The sequence below is a fragment of the Stutzerimonas azotifigens DSM 17556 genome (assembly GCF_000425625.1).
Lineage (GTDB): Bacteria > Pseudomonadota > Gammaproteobacteria > Pseudomonadales > Pseudomonadaceae > Stutzerimonas > Stutzerimonas azotifigens.
Genome location: NZ_AUDU01000057.1, coordinates 42068 through 59660, shown reverse-complemented (window position 1 = coordinate 59660; position 17593 = coordinate 42068). Strand labels below are relative to the sequence as shown.

Annotated in this window: 17 protein-coding genes; 6 read left to right on the top strand and 11 right to left on the bottom strand. The window is 69.6% G+C overall.

What is annotated here, in order from left to right:
• Nucleotides 1-47: 47 nt before the first annotated feature.
• Nucleotides 48-506 (top strand): hypothetical protein, encoded by a 459-nt coding sequence (locus H610_RS24735; RefSeq protein WP_201768352.1) that lies wholly within the window; start codon nt 48-50, stop codon nt 504-506.
• Here the strand turns inward: H610_RS24735 and H610_RS0106475 are convergent.
• The 7 genes from H610_RS0106475 to H610_RS0106445 all read right to left on the bottom strand — a co-directional run bounded on the left by H610_RS0106475 (nt 463) and on the right by H610_RS0106445 (nt 9019).
• Nucleotides 463-939 carry a DUF488 domain-containing protein gene (locus H610_RS0106475; protein WP_028238929.1) on the bottom strand — a complete coding sequence of 159 codons (477 nt, stop codon included), beginning with the start codon at nt 937-939 and terminating at the stop codon, nt 463-465. The two genes, H610_RS24735 and H610_RS0106475, sit on opposite strands and share 44 nt — an antisense overlap.
• Nucleotides 940-1175: 236 nt before the next feature.
• Nucleotides 1176-2489: a nitrate regulatory protein gene (locus H610_RS0106470; protein ID WP_043237815.1), complete on the bottom strand. Its 1314-nt coding sequence runs from the start codon at nt 2487-2489 to the stop codon at nt 1176-1178.
• Nucleotides 2490-2554: 65 nt separating this feature from the next.
• Nucleotides 2555-3199, bottom strand: a complete 645-nt coding sequence (locus H610_RS24525; protein WP_051231540.1) for a carboxylesterase family protein — start codon at nt 3197-3199, stop codon at nt 2555-2557.
• Nucleotides 3200-3314: 115 nt separating this feature from the next.
• The gene (locus H610_RS0106460; RefSeq protein WP_028238927.1) at nt 3315-3848 is read right to left on the bottom strand and encodes a biliverdin-producing heme oxygenase; all 534 of its coding nucleotides are present in this window, start codon (nt 3846-3848) and stop codon (nt 3315-3317) included.
• Nucleotides 3845-6241: a hybrid sensor histidine kinase/response regulator gene (locus tag H610_RS0106455; RefSeq protein WP_028238926.1), complete on the bottom strand. Its 2397-nt coding sequence runs from the start codon at nt 6239-6241 to the stop codon at nt 3845-3847. The genes H610_RS0106460 and H610_RS0106455 overlap by 4 nt, the downstream gene beginning before the upstream one ends.
• Nucleotides 6242-6279: 38 nt before the next feature.
• Complete coding sequence (locus H610_RS0106450) at nt 6280-6750, bottom strand: response regulator (protein ID WP_028238925.1); 471 nt, start codon at nt 6748-6750, stop codon at nt 6280-6282.
• Between the two features lie 13 nt (nt 6751-6763).
• On the bottom strand, nt 6764-9019 hold the full coding sequence (locus H610_RS0106445; RefSeq protein ID WP_408054990.1) for an ATP-binding protein: 2256 nt from the start codon (nt 9017-9019) through the stop codon (nt 6764-6766).
• Nucleotides 9020-9266: 247 nt separating this feature from the next.
• Between H610_RS0106445 and H610_RS0106440 the strand changes: the two genes are divergently transcribed.
• From H610_RS0106440 to H610_RS0106425, 4 genes are all read left to right on the top strand, one after another.
• Nucleotides 9267-10259 carry an alpha/beta fold hydrolase gene (locus H610_RS0106440; RefSeq protein ID WP_028238923.1) on the top strand — a complete coding sequence of 331 codons (993 nt, stop codon included), beginning with the start codon at nt 9267-9269 and terminating at the stop codon, nt 10257-10259.
• An 81-nt stretch (nt 10260-10340) separates the two neighbouring features.
• On the top strand, nt 10341-10748 hold the full coding sequence (locus H610_RS0106435) for an SMI1/KNR4 family protein (RefSeq protein WP_028238922.1): 408 nt from the start codon (nt 10341-10343) through the stop codon (nt 10746-10748).
• Nucleotides 10749-10829: 81 nt separating this feature from the next.
• The gene (locus H610_RS0106430) at nt 10830-12224 is read left to right on the top strand and encodes an aspartate aminotransferase family protein (RefSeq protein ID WP_028238921.1); all 1395 of its coding nucleotides are present in this window, start codon (nt 10830-10832) and stop codon (nt 12222-12224) included.
• A 97-nt stretch (nt 12225-12321) separates the two neighbouring features.
• Complete coding sequence (locus tag H610_RS0106425; protein WP_028238920.1) at nt 12322-13689, top strand: glutamine synthetase family protein; 1368 nt, start codon at nt 12322-12324, stop codon at nt 13687-13689.
• Nucleotides 13690-13697: 8 nt separating this feature from the next.
• Here H610_RS0106425 and H610_RS23340 read toward each other — a convergent pair whose 3' ends face one another.
• The 4 genes from H610_RS23340 to H610_RS0106405 form a co-directional block, all read right to left on the bottom strand.
• Nucleotides 13698-14390, bottom strand: coding sequence for an RES family NAD+ phosphorylase (locus H610_RS23340; protein WP_051231538.1), 693 nt, complete (start codon nt 14388-14390; stop codon nt 13698-13700).
• Nucleotides 14390-14800, bottom strand: a complete 411-nt coding sequence (locus H610_RS0106415) for an MbcA/ParS/Xre antitoxin family protein (protein WP_043237795.1) — start codon at nt 14798-14800, stop codon at nt 14390-14392. Before H610_RS0106415 ends, H610_RS23340 begins: the two co-directional genes overlap by 1 nt.
• A 358-nt stretch (nt 14801-15158) precedes the next feature.
• Nucleotides 15159-16535 (bottom strand): PepSY-associated TM helix domain-containing protein, encoded by a 1377-nt coding sequence (locus tag H610_RS0106410; RefSeq protein ID WP_028238918.1) that lies wholly within the window; start codon nt 16533-16535, stop codon nt 15159-15161.
• A gap of 64 nt (nt 16536-16599) precedes the next feature.
• Nucleotides 16600-16992, bottom strand: a complete 393-nt coding sequence (locus H610_RS0106405) for a DUF2946 domain-containing protein (RefSeq protein ID WP_028238917.1) — start codon at nt 16990-16992, stop codon at nt 16600-16602.
• A 160-nt stretch (nt 16993-17152) separates the two neighbouring features.
• Between H610_RS0106405 and H610_RS0106400 the strand changes: the two genes are divergently transcribed.
• Nucleotides 17153-17590 (top strand): DUF3301 domain-containing protein, encoded by a 438-nt coding sequence (locus H610_RS0106400; RefSeq protein WP_028238916.1) that lies wholly within the window; start codon nt 17153-17155, stop codon nt 17588-17590.
• The last annotated feature ends 3 nt before the right edge of the window (nt 17591-17593 follow it).

Genomic DNA, 17593 nt, shown 5'->3' with positions numbered 1-17593 from the left:
CCATACAACCTATCGCAGTGTCCGAAATTATTTGACCACCACAGACCTTGGGGTTGATCAGGCCGGGGCGCATCACCGCCCTCAACATTCGGAAAGCCTCCTCGGAAAATTGGACCGATGAGGAGCTGGAAAAACTCGAAAAGCTGCAACGCCAACCAGGGCTATTCGAGCAGGAGGAAATCAAATCCAGCTTGAAGCGCTTGGAAAAGGTGCCCTACGACTTCTACTACACCTACGAGTGCAGGGGCGAAGGAGGGATAAAGGTCCACACCCACAAAATCGTGGATTGGGAGGCGAACCAGCTGTATCGCAATCTGCGGCGCACTCACGGTCCCGAGGGCTGGGAGGCACCGTTCAGGCAGAAACTCGAGGTTGAGTTACCTGGCAAGGACCTGATGCTTCTGATGGGTACGATCCATCGCTTTCCCCATCAATGGCTAATCATCAGCCTGATTTACCCGCCTAAGCGACAGCCCGGAGCAGATCAGCAAATGTCTCTATTTTGAGGGGCAGGTGCCGGGTCTCCAGTGTCGCGTCCAGTTCGCGCGCTGCTTCGGCAATCAGACTGCGGTGGCAGAAATTCGGATCTGCCTCGTAGCAGACCATACAGATGCGTTGCTCGGCAGCTTCCGCGACCAGGCTCTGCAGCAGGTCGGTCCGAGTCCGAATGTATGCCCTGAAGTCGCGGGCATAAACGGTCCAGTCACCGTCGTCCTTGTAGCGATTGCGAATGGGCTTGGGGCAGCCCAGCGGGGGGCAGTGCTCGTAGGTGATCCCTGCAGCGGCCAGGCACTCTGCGAATGCCTTCTTGGAGAAGCCTGGCTTGCGGGAAAGTGGGTATTCCCGAACATCCAGGACCTTGTCGATCTGAGCCTGCTTGAGGCGCGTAATGAAGGCGTCGATGCTCAGCCCTTCATAGCCCGTTGTGTAGATCGCCATGCGTAGTTCCCTTAATCGCATCCGTGCAAAACTCAGCAAATCAAGCCGGAACTATAGCATCGCTCACCCTATAGGGGCCTGTAGGCACCCTGCGAACGGATGGATGGTTCGAGACCAGCGCCGCTGCAACACCTTAGGAATCGACTTCGAGGGCTCCTCCTCGTTGGTTCCAAGGTCAGGGCGGTTGCGCATTTCTAGTGCGCTCGCTACCGATCAGAATCCCCGCATGCTCGCTTTCAGTGCTTGCTGCGCGGGCGCGGCGGCCGTGGCTTGCTGCTGCGCTCCACTTCACCGGTGATGGCCAGCAGCCGCTCGGCGACCGCGGCCAGGCTCAGGCCCTGGTTCATCGCCGACTGTCGCAGCCAGGCGTAGGCCTCGCTCTCGCTCAGTCCCTGCTGCTTCATCAGCTGCTGCTTGGCCTGCTCCACTCGCTTGCGTTCGTTCAGCGCCTGGCGCGCCTCGCGCAGTTCCTCGCTCAGCCCCTGCACGCGCTGGCTCTGGCTCTGCAGCAGCTCCAGGGTCGAGCGCGCCACCCGGGCGGTCATGCCGTCCTGCGGCGTGGCGTCGAGGTCGCTGACATGCACGTCGAACAGCTTGGCCTGCTCGGCGGCGGCATGCATGTCGGCCAGGCGGTCGAGCAGCAGGCGGTGGTTGTGCAGCTCGGTACGGATCCGCTCGCTGCTCTCGCGGCAGCGGTCGAGCAGGTCCTGCTCCAGCTGCTGCTCGACCTGCTGCATCAGGTCGATGCGGGCAGTGTGCAGGTCGAACCAGAGCTCGCACAGGTGCGGGTCGACCGCGGCGCCGGCGCTGGTGCGCCGGGCGACCTCGCGCAGGCGGCAGGCCTGGACGTTGGCGTCGCTGATGCAGAACGCCTGCCAGCGCCCCAGCGCATCCGGGCCGCAGAAGCGGCTGAAGATGTCGAAGCAGCGTTCCTGCCCCTCAAGCAGCCGCTCGAGCCGCTCCAGCAGCGCCGGCTCGAAGTAGCCGCTGGCAAAGCCCGCGACCCCGAGGGCGCGCTCCTGGCCGGCCAGCTCCTTGCCCTGCATGAAGTTGAACAGCGCCACCAGGCTGCGGGTGATGTCCGGCTCGCCGGCGGTGTCGGCGGCCTCGAACACCACCGCCAGCAGGCTGCCGATCAGCCTGATGAAGACCGCGATGGCGTCCTGCATATCGATCCGGTGGTCGCGGATGCGCCGGCGCAGCGCCGGCAGTTCGTCGAGGCCGTGCAGCGCATAGGCGATCCGGGTGAACAGGCGGGTCTTTTCCGCCGCGCCGAGGTTGTCCGGCTCGATGCGCTCGAAGCCCTCGCGCACGCGCCGTTCCAGCCCCCCGACTTCGTGGCTCAGCTGATCGAGCTGCTGGCGATGCTGCGGCGCGGTGCCGCTGAGGTAGATGTTCGAGTAGCCGCGCTCCTTCTGCAGGGCGTGCACCAGGCGGCTGATGTCGGTGACCAGTTCGCAGGTGCGCACCAGGTCCTCCAGCCCCTGCAGTTCGCTGCGCCGGGCGGCGGACAGGAAGCGCAGGGTCGCGGGCAGTCGTCGTGTGGCCATGATGGTGCTCTCGAACGGTGGAACGCTGCGGCGCTGCAAGGATCGATCCGCTTCGCCGGGAGCGCCTAGCCGAAGTCGCCGCGGCGGTGCGCCAGCAGCCAGGCGTAGATGCGCGGGTCGCGGTAGGCCAGGCGTGCCGAGCCGACGTGGTCGGCGCCCTCGTCGAGGTACAGGCGTTCGCCCTGCGGCTCGCTGCCCGCGGGGCTCAGCTCCAGTGACTCGATGAAGCGCATCTCCAGCCGCCGTGCCACCTGGCCGATCGACAGCCAGAGCGGGGTGACGACGGGGCTGCGCGGCAGCCGCGTCGGGTCGACCGACCAGAGCGCGGCCCAGCGGCGCGGATGGGCGATGCCCAGGTCGAACACGCCGTTGCCGCCGAAGCTGAAGCCCGACAGGTAGCAGCGCGCCGGGTCGGCCGGATGCGCGGCCAGCACCCATTCGAGGATCTGCAGCAGCGCGGCGTCGAAACGCAGCCAGTGGTCGCCGGCCTGCGGCAGCTGCGGGGCGACCAGGATGAAATCACGGCGTACCGCCGGCGGGTTTCCCGGATGCAGTGGACCGTGTCGGGTCAGCGCCTGTTCGAGCGGTGCCGGGGCGGCTTCGTCGTAGCCGTGCAGGAAGACGATCAGCGGCCAGCCGCCGGCCGGCGCCGGGGCGTCCGGCAGCCACAGCAGGCCGGGGAGTGGCTGGGCCTCGAGCGGCTCGAGCATGTCCACCTCCTGTTAGCCATTTTTGCGTTTAGACGGGGTCGCCGGCGTCTCGTGCGCCGGGTGCGCAACCGACCATCGGCTGGGCGACCGCCGCGTCCACGGCGGCCCGCGCAGGTCAGGCTGCCCGCTCGGCCTCGGCCGCCTGCAGGAAGAGCGCGAACGCGGCCTCGGCACCGGCCTGCAGCTGCGCCGGGTCGAGCGCCTGCGCACCGCTTTCCAGGGCCTGCAGGAAGCCCGGCCAGAGCGGCTGGCCGGCGCCGTGGCCGAGGTAGCCGAGCGGTTCGGCCGGGCGTACCCGGGCGGTCAGCACGCGTGCGCCGAGTCGCGAGCCTTCCAGCACGTAGACCGCGCCCCAGCACCAGGCCTCGCCGCCGATCGCCGGGGCGGCCAGCGGAGCCGGCATCGGTTCGCCGAGCTGCGCCAGGTCGTCCCGCAAGGCCATGCGCCGCCGGCGCTGCGGCCAGTCGGCCAGCAGCCGGTCGACGCCGGCCGCTTCCAGGGCCGGCTCCAGCGTACCGAGCGCCCGGCCGTGGGCGCGCAGGAAACGCCGGTAACCCTCGCGGCTGTCGAGGGCGAAGGCGCCGAAGGCCTCGTCGACCCGCGCATGCAGCGGCCCGCTGGCCTGCCTCAGCCACTGGCGCAGGCTCATGCGGGGCTGCTTTCGTTGAGCGCGGCGAGCAACTGCTGCAGCAGATCTTCTTCGCGGAACGGCTTCTGGACGATCGGCGTGCCGTCCATGCCCAGGTCCTGGAGTTCCGCATAGCCGGTGATGAATACCACCGGCAGGCCGGGATGGCGGACGCGCACCGCGCGGGCCAGCTCGCCGCCGTTCATGCCGGGCATGGCGAAGTCGGCGAGCAGCAGGTCGACCTCGTGCCGCTCGAGCAGGGCCAGCGCCCGCTCGCCGCTGTCGGCCTCCACCACCGCGAAGCCGAGGTCCTGCAGCATGGCGCAGGTCACCTCGCGCACGCTGTGGTCGTCGTCGACCAGCAGCACGCTGCGCTGCTCGCCGGCCATGGCCGCGGCCAGCCCCGGCTGCTGCCGGGCCGGCGCCGCTTCCGGCGGCTGCACGCGCGGCAGGAACACCATCACGGTGGTGCCGACGCCGAGCGCCGTCTCGATACGCGCGCCGCCGCCGGACTGCTTGGCGAAGCCGAACACCTGGGCCAGCCCCAGCCCGGAGCCCTTGCCCACTTCCTTGGTGGTGAAGAAGGGTTCGAAGGCCTTTTCCAGCACTTCCGGGTCCATGCCGCTGCCGGTGTCCTTCACCGACAGCATCACGTACTCGCCGGGCTCCGGGTCCTCGGCGCGCAGCGGCGGCCGGTCGACCACCACGTTGGCGGTGCCGACCACCAGCCGGCCGCCGACCTCCATGGCGTCGCGCGCGTTGATCGCCAGGTTGAGGATGATCAGCTCGATCTGGGTCGGATCCACCAGCGCATGCCAGAGGCCGCAGGCGGTGTCCGTCTCGATGGTCACGCTGCCGCCGAGGGTGCTCTGCAGCAGGTCGAGCATGCCGACCACGGTGTCGTTCAGGTCGACCGGCTTGGGCGCCAGCTGCTGGCGGCGGGCGAAGGCCAGTAGCTGGCCGGTCAGCTTGGCGCCGCGCTCGCCGGCCTCGCGGATGCCCTGCAGGCGCTGCAGCAGCTTGCCCGGCACCGGCAGCTGCTGCAGGTCGCGGGTGAGGAAGCTGGTGCTGGTGAGGATCACCGTCAGCAGATTGTTGAAATCGTGGGCGACCCCGGCGGTGAGCTGGCCGACCGCCTCGAGCCGCTGCATCTGCTGCAGGGTCGCCTCGACCCGCTCGCGTTCCTTGATCTGCTCGGTGAGCTGGCGGTTGGCGTTGGCCAGCTTGTCGATCGCGGCGATCTCGCTGGTGATGTCGCGCGCCGCGGCATAGATGACGTTGTTGTCCGGCACCGCGGTCCAGGACAGCCAGTGGTAGCTGCCGTCGCGGTGCCGCATGCGGTTGACGAAGCGGTGGGTGACCCGGCCTTCGCGGAGGCTGTCCTGCTCCTCGAGCGTGGCGGCAAGGTCGTCCGGATGGGCCCGCTCCCACAGCGGGCCCTGCATCAGCTCCTCGCACGGCCAGCCGAGGGTGGCTTCCCAGGCCGGGTTGAGAGCGGCGGGGCGGCCGTCGAAACGGATCACCGCCAGCAGGTCGCGCGACAGTTCCCAGGTGCGGTCGCGCTCGCGGGTGCGCTCCTGGACGCGCTCGCCGAGCGCTTCGTTGAGCCGCTCCAGTGATTCGGTGGCGAGCTTCTGCGAGGTGATGTCCATCGCCACGCCGATGAAGCGCTTGCAGCGCTCGTCCTCGAAGAAGGCCTCGCCGCGGATCTCCACCCAGCGCAGCTGGCCGTCGGGCAGGACGATGCGGTACTCGGCGCTGAACTCGCGCTCGCTCGGCGAGCTGATGGCGCGCCCCACGTCGTCGCGCAGGCGCTGCTTGTCCGCCGGATGGCAGCGTTCCTCGAAACCGGCGATGGTCACCGGCAGGTCTGCGGGCAGCCCGAACATCGTCTTGCAGCGCTGATCGAACACCAGCGTGCCGCTTGGCGGCTCGTAGTCCCACATGCCCAGGCGCGCGGCGTCGATCGCCAGGCGGGCACGCACCTCGACTTCCTGCAGCGCCTGCTCGGCGCGCTGCCGGCCGTGGCGTTCGCGCACCTCGGCCAGCGCCCGGTCGACCGCCTTGGGCAGGAAGCCGAGGTTGTGCTTTAGCACATAGTCGATAGCGCCGGAGCGCATCATGCTCACCGCATGCTCTTCGCCGAACACCCCGGAAAGGAAGATGAAGGGCGTGTGCGGCGCCAGCCGCCGGGCTTCCTGCAGCGCCTCCGCGCCGGAGAAGCCGGGCAGGATGAAGTCTGCCAGGATCAGGTCGTAGACCCGCTCCGTCAGTGCCTCGAGCATTCCTGCCCGATCGAACACGATCCGCGAATCGATCTGGTAGCCGTTGCGCTCGAGCGTGACCAGCGCCAGTTCGGCATCGCGGGGGCTGTCCTCGACGAAGAGCACGCTTATGGGTCTGGATGCGGTCATAACCTTTCCATAGGCGGGGTGCAGGCGGCCATCGCCGATCAGTCGCCCGCGCGGCCGGTGCGCCGCTCGAGTCGCAGGGAACCGGGCGGCGGCTCGTTCAGCACGGCCCAGAACACGCCCAGGTCGGCGATGGCGGCGACGAAGTCGCGGAAGGCCACGGGCTTGACCACGTAGGCGTTCACGCCCAGTTCGTAGGCGCGCTTGAGGTCGGGCTCCTCGCGCGAGGAGGTGAGCATGACCACCGGGATGCTGCGCAGCTCGGCGCTGTCGCGCACCGCCTTGAGCACCTCGAGCCCGTCGACCTTGGGCAGCTTGAGGTCGAGCAGCATCACCGCCGGGTTGCCATCGACCCGTTCGGCATAGGCCCCGCGGCGGTTCAGGTAATCGAGCGCCTCGGCGCCGTCGCGCAGGACCACCACCTCGTTGGCCAGCTGGCTGCGCTCCAGCGCCACCAGGGTCAGTTCCAGATCGTGGGGGTTGTCTTCGACCAGCAGTATGGGTTTGAGCATCGACGTCTCTCGGTCAGGCAGAGGCGGAATAGTTCAGGCGCGGAAGCGCGAAGTAGAAGGTGGCACCCCGGTCCGGCTCGCCCTCGGCCCAGACACGCCCGTCATGCCGTTCGACGATGCGCCGCACGCTGGCCAGGCCGATGCCGGTGCCTTCGAATTCCTCCATGCGGTGCAGGCGCTGGAACACGCCGAACAGCTTGCCGGCGTACTGCATGCTGAAGCCGACGCCGTTGTCGCGTACGTAGACGATCACCTCGTTGGCACGCTCTTCGGCGCCGATCTCGATCACCGCCTGCTCGCGCGGGCGCGTGTACTTCACCGCGTTGGACAGCAGGTTGCGCAGCGCCAGGTGGATGAAGGCGGCGTCGGCGACCACGATCGGCATCGGCTGCAGGCGCCAGTCGATGTGCCGGCCCTGCAGGTCGGGAGCCATCTCCTGGCGAATCGACTCGACCAGCGCCTCGAGGTTGACGTCCGACAGGCGCAGGGCGGAGCGGCCCATCTGCGAGAAGCTCAGCAGGTTGTCCACCAGGGTGCCGGCGAAGCGCGCGGCATCGCCGATGTTGTCGAGAAAGCGCCGGCCACGCTCGGACAGCTTGCCGCCTTCCAGCTCGCCGAGCAGCTGGGCGTAGCCGGCGATGTGCCGCAGCGGCGCGCGCAGGTCGTGCGAGACGCTGTAGGAGAAAGCCTCCAGTTCCTTGTTGGTCTGCTTCAGCTCGCCGGCCAGCTGGGCCAGCTCCTCGGCCTTGCGCAGGACGATGCCGAGCACTGCGTTGCGCAGCTCCAGGGCCAGTTCGAGCTCCACCGGCTCCCAGGCCAGCGAGTGGCCACGGACGGTCTCCTGCCAGCGTTCGAAGCTGTGCCGCGGGCCGAGCGTGCCGTCGGAGCGCAGGTCCTTCTCCGGTTGCCCGGCCCAGTGCACGGTCTTGATCCGCTCGGGGCGGAACCAGATCAGGTAGTGCGGATGCAGCCGCGAGATCGACAGGCACAGCACGCCGGCCGAGTGCCCGGCCAGCTGCGGCAGGTGCGGCAGGTCGCGGGCGAGGTTGTCGCTGTGGAACAAGGGCTGTTCGGGCCGCTCGCCGAGCCAGCGGGTGAGGGCGAGGATGTCCGCGATCGGCGGGACCTCGCCCGCGGTTTCGCACTGGGCGCCGGCAATGATGGCCGCGCCGCCGGCGCGGGCGAAAGAGAGCACGGCGTCGCTGACGCTCTTGAAGCCTTCGACCAGGCTGTCGCAGTCGGCCATCGCCGCCAGCAGGTGCACCAGCTGCTGGCGCAGCTCCAGCTTGCGGCGGTCGAGCGCGCGCGCCTCCTTGGCCTCGATCTGCAGGGCCAGCACGCGGCCGAGCAGTTCGCAGGCGGTGCGGGTCTGGTAGCTGACCTGGCGCGGCTGTGCGTCGTGGCAGGAGATCAGTCCCCACAGGCGGCCGCCGATGACGATGGAGATGGACATCGAGGCCAGCGTGCCCATGTTGCGCATGTACTGCAGGTGCACCGGCGACACGCTGCGCAGCGAGGCGAAGCTCAGGTCCAGCGGCGCGCCGGTGCGCGGGTCGGACGGTGGCACCAGCGCTGCCGGCCGGTAGTTGGCGTCTGGAATCATCCGGATCAGGTTGTCGCAGTAAAGCCGGCGCGCCTGCGGCGGGATGTCGGAGGCCGGAAAGCTCAGGCCCAGGTAGCGCGGGTAACCGTCGTCGGCCTGTTCGGCGAGCACCAGCCCGTTGCCCTCGGCGTCGAAGCGATAGGCCTTGACCCGGCCGAAGCCGGTCATGCGCTTGACCTCGCGTACCGCCAGCTCGCACAGGCACGCCACCCCGTCGGCGTCCTGCAGCTGGGTGACGAAGGTGCGCATCAGCGGGTAGAGGTCGTCGTAGGCCTGGCGGGGATCGCCGGCGCGCTCGAATTCGACGATCAGCCGCCCGGCGTAGCGATGGCCCATGAGCGCGAAGGTCTCGCTCTGCCGGGTGCCGAGCCGCAGGCTGAGGTCGCGCAGGTGGAACGGATTCGGATCGCCTTCGGTCAGCTGGCGCAACCGCTCGCCTACCTCCGGGTCGGGGACGAGCTCGCCGAGCGGGAGGCCGAGCAGCGCCTCGGCCGCGATCCCGAGCCACTGTTCGACGTTGCGACTGACCTGGACGAGCGTCAGCCGGGGCTCGTCGACGACGAACAGGAACCCGTGCGGCTGGATGCTGCCGGGAATCTGGATGGGTTCATCGGCGCACTGGGCGATAGGGTCGAACGGCGCGGCTGGCTCTTGCACAGTGGCCACGAGGCCTCCTCTTCAAGACCGGACGACGGATGGGTCGCAGGTTCCGGCCGAATGTTCTTCCTGAGCCGGACGCGGCGGAGGGCACTTCGGCAACGCGCAGGTTTCGGCTGGCTGGCCACTTTAGCGTGTCGTCTGCGCCCTGGCCACTTGGCGGCGGCGGCATCGGGCAACAAAAAATCTTCCTGCCGGCGAACCGAAAGGGGATCGGCGCCTCTGAAGCAGAACCGAGGAAAACGGGGGTCGCCGCATGCGCAAGCGCTGTCTCGCCATCATCCTGCTGTCGCTCTCCGGCCAGGCCCTGGCCGAGGCGCCCGCCCGCTACGGCGAGCGCCTGGAGGGCTTCGACTACCCACATCCGAGCCGGGTGCTGACGCTCCAGACCCAGGGCCAGACCCTGGAGATGAGCTACATGGACGTGCGCCCCGCCCAGGACAGCGGCAGGACCTTCGTGCTGCTGCACGGCAAGAACTTCTGCGGCGCCACCTGGGAAGGCACCATCAGGGCGCTGGTCGAGGCCGGCTACCGGGTGGTGGTGCCGGACCAGATCGGCTTCTGCCGCTCGAGCAAGCCCGACCATTACCAGTACAGTTTCCAACAACTGGCGATGAACACCCAGGCGCTGATGGAACATCTGGGCATCGAGCGCTATTCGGTGATGGGGCACTCCATGGGCGGCATGCTGGCGGTGCGGCACGCGCTGCTCTACCCGGACCGGGTCGAGCGGCTGGTGCTGGTCAATCCCATCGGCCTGGAGGACTGGAAGGCGCTCGGCGTGCCCTACCGCAGTATCGACCAGTGGTACGCCCGCGAGCTGGAAACCAGCGCCAAGGGCATCCGCGCCTACCAGCAGAACACCTATTACGCCGGCCAGTGGCGCCCCGAATACGACCGCTGGGTCGAGATGCAGGCCGGGCTGTTCCGCGGCCCTGGCCACGAGCGCGTGGCGTGGAACTCGGCGCTAACCTACGACATGGTCTACACCCAGCCGGTGATCCACGAGATCGACCGGCTGCAGGTGCCGACGCTGCTGCTGATCGGCGAGCAGGACAACACCGCGATCGGCAAGGACGCGGCGCCCGAGGGCGTGCGCAAGACGCTCGGCAACTACCGGGCGCTGGCGCCGCAGGTGGCCGGGCGGATACCCGAGGCGACCCTGGTGACCTTTCCCGACCTCGGCCATTCGCCGCAGATCCAGGCGCCGGAACGTTTCCACCGTGCGCTGCTCGACGCGTTGAACTAGATGGCTGTCATTCGACTGGCGCCGGTCTTATGCTGCTGCCATTCCCGCATTCGGTGAGCGGGTCGCAATGGGGGAGATGCCATGGAAGAAGTGATCGACGAGCTGCGCGAACGCAACGAGCCGGTGCCGGTGCCGCTGGAGCTGCCGGACGACGACCTGCTGGTGGAGATCGAAGAGGAGCTGCTGATCGGCCTGCCGTTCGATCTGCGCGAATTCCTGCTCAAGGTCAGCGACGTGGTCTACGGACGCCTCGAGCCGGTCACGGTCACCGACCCGCAGTCGCACACCTACCTGCCGGAGGTCGCCGCCAACGCCTGGGACGCCGGCCTGCCGCGCGACCTGGTGCCGCTGTGCCAGGACGGCGCCGATTACTACGCGGTGGATGCCGAGGGCCAGGTGCTGCTCTGGGACGGCGACAGCGAGGAGCTGACCGACGAGAGCTGGGATTCGGTCTGGCACTGGGCGCGCGACGTCTGGCTGGAAAGCTGAACGCGGCCGGACGGGGCGGTACTTGCGCGAACCCGGCGGAACGCCAATGATGTGTTCGTTAAAACGAACGAGACGTTCAACATGACCGCCAGTGGCATCGCCGAGTCCGCCGTCCAAGCCTTCGCCGCCGGCGAACGGCAGCGCTTCCTGCAGCACAACCCGCGTTCGGTCGCCCTGGCCGAACGGGCCCGACGTTCCCTCTTCGGCGGCGTGCCGATGCACTGGATGAGCGACTGGTCGACGCCGGTCCCGCTGTTCGTCGAGCGCGCCCGCGGCAACCGCTTCCACGACGTCGACGGGCACGACTACCTCGACTTCTGCCTTGGCGACACCGGCAGCATGTTCGGCCATTCGCCGGCGCCCATCGCCCGCGCTATCGCCGAGCAGGCCGGCAACGGCCTGACCACCATGCTCCCGGGCGAGGACGCGGTGGTCTGCGGCGAGCGGCTGGCGGCGCGCTTCGGCCTGCCCTACTGGCAGGTGGCGACCACCGCCACCGACGCCAACCGCTTCGTCATCCGCTGGGCGCGGGCGATCACCGGGCGCAAGGTGCTGCTGGTGTTCGACGGCTGCTACCACGGCACCGTCGACGACGTGATGGTCCGCGACCGCGACGGCCGCACCGTGCATCGCCCCGGGCTGATCGGCCAGGCGCGCAACCTGGCCAAGACCAGCCGCGCGGTGCCGTTCAACGACCTGCCGGCGCTGGAGGCGGCGCTGGCCCCTGGCGACGTGGCGGCGGTGCTCTGCGAACCGGCGATGACCAACATCGGCATGGTGCTGCCCGAGCCCGGCTACCTCGACGCCCTGCGCCGGCTCACCCGGCAGTACGGCAGCCTGCTGATCGTCGACGAGACCCACACCATCTCCACCGGCCCCGGCGGCTGCACCCGCGCCTGGGGCCTGGAGCCGGACTTCGTCACTCTCGGCAAGCCGATCGCCGGCGGCGTGCCCTGTTCGGTCTACGGCTGCAGCGCGGCGATGGCCGAGGCCATGCGGATCGCCCGCGCGCATGCCGCCGAGGCGCCGGGCGGGCACGGCCACAGCGGCATGGGCACCACGCTGTCGGCCAACGCGCTGGCCATGCACTGCATGCGCGCCAACCTCGAAGAGGTGATGACCGATGCCGCCTACGCCCACATGCACGCGCAGGCGGCGCGGCTGGCCGAGGGCCTGCGCCAGGTGATAGGCCGTCACCGCCTGCGCTGGACGGTGACCGAGCTCGGCGCGCGCTGCGAATTCCAGTTCTGCGAACGGCCGCCGCGCAATGGCGCCGAGGCCGAGGCGGCCTTCCACGACAGCCTGCAGATGGCCCTGCATCTGTACCTGATCAACCGCGGCATCCTGATCACGCCGTTCCACAACATGACGCTCTGCTGCCCGGACACCACCGCGGCGGACATCGACCGCCTGCTGGCCACCCTCGATGAAGGGCTCGGCGAACTGCTGGCGCTGCCCGGCGCGCGCGAGGACTGAACATGGCCCGCTACCCTTCCGGCATCGCACCCGGGCGCTGACGCCGGTTTCCCCGCGGGCTGCGCCCGCGTTTCCGATGTCAGCCAGAGGATGCCCCATGCGATTCGCCGATCCCCGGGAGGCCGAAGCCTTCCTCGCCGCGCACCCCGAGGTGCGCCATATCGAACTGTTCCTGATCGACCCGTGCGGCGTGCCGCGCGGCAAGCTGCTGCACCGCGACGAGCTGCGCGCGGTGTTCGAACACGGCCGGCCGCTGCCGAGTACCATTCTCGGCCTGACCGTGAACGGCGAGGACGTCGACGAGACCGGGCTGGTCTGGGACGTCGGCGATGCCGACTGCTGGACCTTCCCGCTGCCGGGCAGCCTCTGCCTGCAGCCCTGGCGTCGGCAGCCGACCGGCCAGGTGCAGGTCAGCATGCACCCCGAACATGGCCTGCCGGCGGCGGTGGCCGATCCGCGGCACCTGCTGGCGCGGGCCATCGAAGCGCTGCAGGCCGACGGCCTGTATCCGGTGATGGCGGTGGAGCTGGAGTTCTACCTGCTCGACCGCGAGCGCGACGCCCACGGCCGGCCGCTGCCGGCGCGGCAGGTGAACGGTGCGCGGCCGCATGCCACCCAGGTCTACGGCATCTACGAGCTGGAGCAGCTGCAGCCGTTCCTCGACGACCTCTATGCCGCCTGCGAGGCCCAGGGTCTGCCGGCGCGCACGGCAATTTCCGAGTATGCACCGGGGCAGCTGGAGATCACCCTCGAGCACCGCTTCGACGCGTTGCAGGCGATGGACGAGGGCGTGCGCTACAAGCGCCTGGTCAAGGGCGTGGCCAACGCCCACGGGCTGCAGGCCTGCTTCATGGCCAAGCCTTTCGGCGACCTGGCCGGCAACGGCCTGCACCTGCACCTCAGCCTGGCCGATGCGCAGGGGCGCAACCTGTTCGCCAGCGAGGATCCGGCCGGCACGCCGCTGCTGCGCCAGGCGATCGGCGGGATGATGGCGACCCTGGCCGACTCGCTGGCGCTGTTCTGCCCGAACGCCAATTCCTTCCGCCGCTTCCAGGCCAACAGCTATGCGCCTCTGGCACGCAGCTGGGGCGTCAACAACCGCACGGTGTCGTTCCGCGTGCCCGGCGGCCCGGCCGCCAGCCGGCACATCGAGCACCGCATCTGCGGCGCCGACGCCAACCCCTACCTGGCCGCCGCGGCCATTCTCGCGGGCGTTCGGCGCGGCCTGCGCGAGGGGCTCGATCCGGGCGCGCCGGTGGTCGGCAACGGTTATGCGCAGGCCGGCGAGCCGCTGCCGACCGACTGGCACACCGCGCTCTGCGCGCTGGAACACTCGGCCTGGGCGCGCGAGACGCTGGGCGGCGCCTTCCTCGACGTCTACCTGGCGATCAAGCGCGCCGAATACCGGCAGTTCATGGGCGAGGTCGGCGAGCAGGACTGGCGCTGGTACCTGACCCAGGCCTGAGCAGGTTCTCAGCGGTGCAGCTCGGCCAGGGTCAGGCGGCACCAGGTGCGCCCGGGCTCGCGCTCGACCGTCACCGCGCCGGCCAGCGGGTCGATGTGGTAGGTCAGGTCGTAGCGCTGCGATGGCTGGCTCAGCGGGTCGGCGCGGAAGGTCGCCAGGCAGTCGCCGGGCCAGCGTGCGGAGGGGTAGAGCACGCCGGGTAGGCCCTCGTGGGCCAGGCGTTTGCCGATCGCCTGGGTGGCGGCGTAGTCGTCGGCGACCAGTTTCGGGTGTTCGGCGAGCTTGCCGCGCAGGTCGATGAACAGCCCGGCGGCCTGCACCTGCCAGACCTTGCGGTAGCGCGTCACCACCCGGTCCAAGCCCTCGATGTCGCGCAGCATCTGGATCTGGTGGTAGCAGGTCTCGGCCAGCGCGGTGGCCTCGTCCAGCGCGCCGTACCAGACGCGGATGCTGCCATCGCCGTAGCGGCTGGCGACACTGGCGTCGGCCTCGAACGGATAGCCGATCGCCTCGCTGTAGCCCAGGCCGCGTTCGATCACCCCGGGGCCGACGTGGCGCACGCGCATCTCGGCGGCGTTGGCGACGTCCTGGGCGCGGGCATTGGGCACCAGGTCGTCGAACAGGTTGGCCGACACCCGCAGCGAGACGATGTTGCGATAGACCGGTCCGGAGAAGTCGCAGGCGGTGTCCAGCAGGGCCATCAGCGACCCCGCTGGAAGTCGACCAGGCGGGCGACGCGGGCGATGCCGAGCAGGCCGTCGCGCACCATCACCTCCAGCGGCGTGGCGCCTTCCAGCGCGCGGTTGCGCCGGTGCACCCAGGAGAAGCGCAACTGCTCGTCCTCGGGAAACAGCAGGCGCAGGCCCTTGTGGATGCCGAGCAGGTAGCCGACCCGGTCCAGGGTGTCGCGGCTGCCGGGCAGCGGGTGCTCGCCGGCGCGGTACTTGGGCAGTTGCTTGCGGCTCTTGGGGCTCATGCCGAGCAATTGCATCTGCAGCTCGGTGTCCAGCTGCCAGCGCTCGAAGAGCGCGGCGACGACCCGCGCGAGGTCGCGGCGCTCGTCCTCGGAGGACAGCTCGGGCGTGAGCCTGTGCAGGGTGGCGGTTGGCATGGAAGATCCTTTCTGTTCCTTTGTCTACAACATTAGTAGACAAAGGAACGTCGCGCAACCATTTGTTCATTATTTGAACAGAAAGGCCCTCTTTTCCGGAAAGCACCCCCGTGGGGGCTTGGCCGCAGAGCTTTTGGCCCGACGGGGAACGAGGCCTGCGAGGTCGTGCCGGACGTAGGGCGGAAAACCGCGCAGCGTTTCCACCACGCTTCCCGGCACATGCATGAGCCGAACCTGACGCGTGGATGAGGCTGCGCCGTCATCCACCCTACGCCGCTGCGTGTCCGCCGCGGCATCCCGTGGAGCGGTCTCGACCGCGGATGCACCTGCACGGCGCGTCCTGTTTTCCCACAGTCACTCATGGGTTGCCGAGGGTCGGAGCGCCCGGTCCGCGCCTGCGCCAGGGCGCCAGCAGCAGCCGGTCCAGGAGTGCCACCGCCAGCAGCGAGAGCCCTACCAGCGGAAAGGCCACCGCCAGCGCCAGCATCACCGCGACGCCAGTCTTCCAGCGCGGCAGGTCGGCCGGCAGCGGCGGCACGCCGAGCTGTCCGCGCGGCCGCCGCTGCCACCAGATGACCAGGCCGCTGAGCGCCGAGAACAGGATCATCAGGCACACCAGCAGCATGGCCAACTGGTTGGGCCAGCCGAACAGCTTGCCCTCGTGCAGCTTCACGCCGGTCTCGACGGTACGCGCCACCGGCCCGTAGTCGGCCCAGCGCACCTCGGCCAGCACCGCGCCGCTGTACTGGTCCAGGTGCAGGGTGGCGTCGTCGCGCGGGTCGTCGGCGAACAGCGAGACGGTGTAGACGCCCTCGGCATCGGCCGGCGGCGTGATGCTGTAGCCGGGGGCGACGCCGCGCGCATGGGCCGCGTCGACCACCTGCTGCAAGCCGATGCGCGGCTCGCTCGCCGGCTGCGCGTGGGCGTGGCCGGCAGCGTGCCCGGCATGCCCGCCGGAACGCGGCAGCGGCGTGGGCTCCACCGCCCAGGGCACGGTCTGGCGCTCGGCCGAGTTGAGCGCGCGCGCCAGCCGCTGCGACTGCGGCACCTCGTTCCACATGGCGGCCGGAAAGCGGTTCCAGACGTCGGCGAACTGCTGGCCCCAGAAGCCGGTCCAGGTCATCCCGCTGAGCAGCATGAACAGCAGGCCGAGTGCGCCCCAGAAGCCGACCACGCCATGCAGTTGGCGCCACAGGGCGCGGCCGCGGCTGCCCGGGCGCAGCCAGAGCACGGCCTTCCAGCCGCGCCCGCGCGGCCACCAGAGGTAGAGTCCGGTGGCCAGCAGGACGATGCCCCAGCCGGCGGCCAGCTCGATCAGGCGGTCGCCGAGCGGGCCGATCATCAGCTCGCCGTGCAGCGCGCGGGCCACCGCCTGCAGGTTGTAGCGGGCGTCCTGGGTGCCGAGCAGCGTGCCGCGGTAGGGGTCGACGAAGACCCCTAGCGTCCGCCCGTTCTGCGCGACGAGGAACTGCGCGCTGCGGTCGGCGGCGATCGGCGGCAGGTACTGCTGCAGGTTCGCTCCCGGGTAGGCCTCGCGCACGCGCGCCAGCTGGGCGTCGGCGTCGAGCGTCTGGCCGGCCGGTTCGACCTGCATCAGGTGGGCGTAGAGCAGCGGGTCGAGCTGCGGCTTGAACAGGTAGATGATCCCGGTCAGGGCCAGCAGGATCATGAAGGGTGCGACGAACAGCCCGGCGTAGAAATGCCAGCGCCAGGCGAGCGAATAGAACGAAGACATGGGAGCTCCGCAGACGAATACGCGTGATCGCAGCCGCCGGGTCGGCGACTGCCGTGCAAAGCGATCAGGCGAGGGTCGGCGGTGGCGCCCGCGGTCGCGCCCCGGGAATGGCGGCCGGACGTGGGAAGCCCTGTGCCCGTTGGGTCGGCGGGGCGGCGCCGGCGAACGGCGGCAGCCCGGTCAGCAGCGCCGGCGGCTGGATCGCCGGGCAGCTGAACAGCAGCGTGCAGTAGCCGCAGGCGGCCCACAGCGCTTCGTCGGCATGGGCGTGCGAAGGCCCTGCGACATGGTGGTGCGACGGCTCCGCCGCATGCTGCGGCATGCTCGCGTGGGCGTGGCCGTGCCCGTCGCCAGGACGCGACGCCAGGCTCTGCGACAGCAGCGGGCCGGCCAGCAGCAGCCACAGGGCGAACAGGCCCAGCCAGGTGCCGCAGCGGTGAAGGCGTCGATCGAGCACGGACAGGTCCTGTCGGAAGATGCAGCGATGCTAGCGGGCCTGGCCGTCGACTGTCACCCGGCGGGCGTGTCGGCGATCTGCGATCGGATGTCGCTTCCGCCGGCACGGGGATGGAGTAAGCTGGCCAGCTCCCTTTCCCGAATCGTCGAACCCTCGAACCATGTTGACGCTTGGCAACCTGTTCCTCTTCCTGTCGATCGCCGCGGCGGCGGCCTGGCTGTGGCACGGCCACGGCCTGCGCGAGCGCGCCCTGGCCGCCGTGCAACGCCATTGCCAGCAGCAGGGGGTCGAACTGCTGGACGGCAACGTCGCCTTCGGCCGCTACCGGCTGGTTCGCGACGCCCAGGGCAGACGCCGCTTCGCCCGCGTCTACGCCTTCGAGTTCACCGTCACCGGCGAGCAGCGCCACAGCGGCAGCGTCACCCTGTTCGGCTCGCACGTCGGCCGCATCGAGCTGGCGCCGCATCCGTTCGTGGCCCCGGCCGAGCCGGAGATAGCCTTTCAGCCACAGCCACAGCCACAGCCACAGCCACAGCCACAGCCACAGCGCGGCCAGGTCATCCGGCTGGAAGACTGGCGCCGGCGCTCCGGGCAGTAAGTC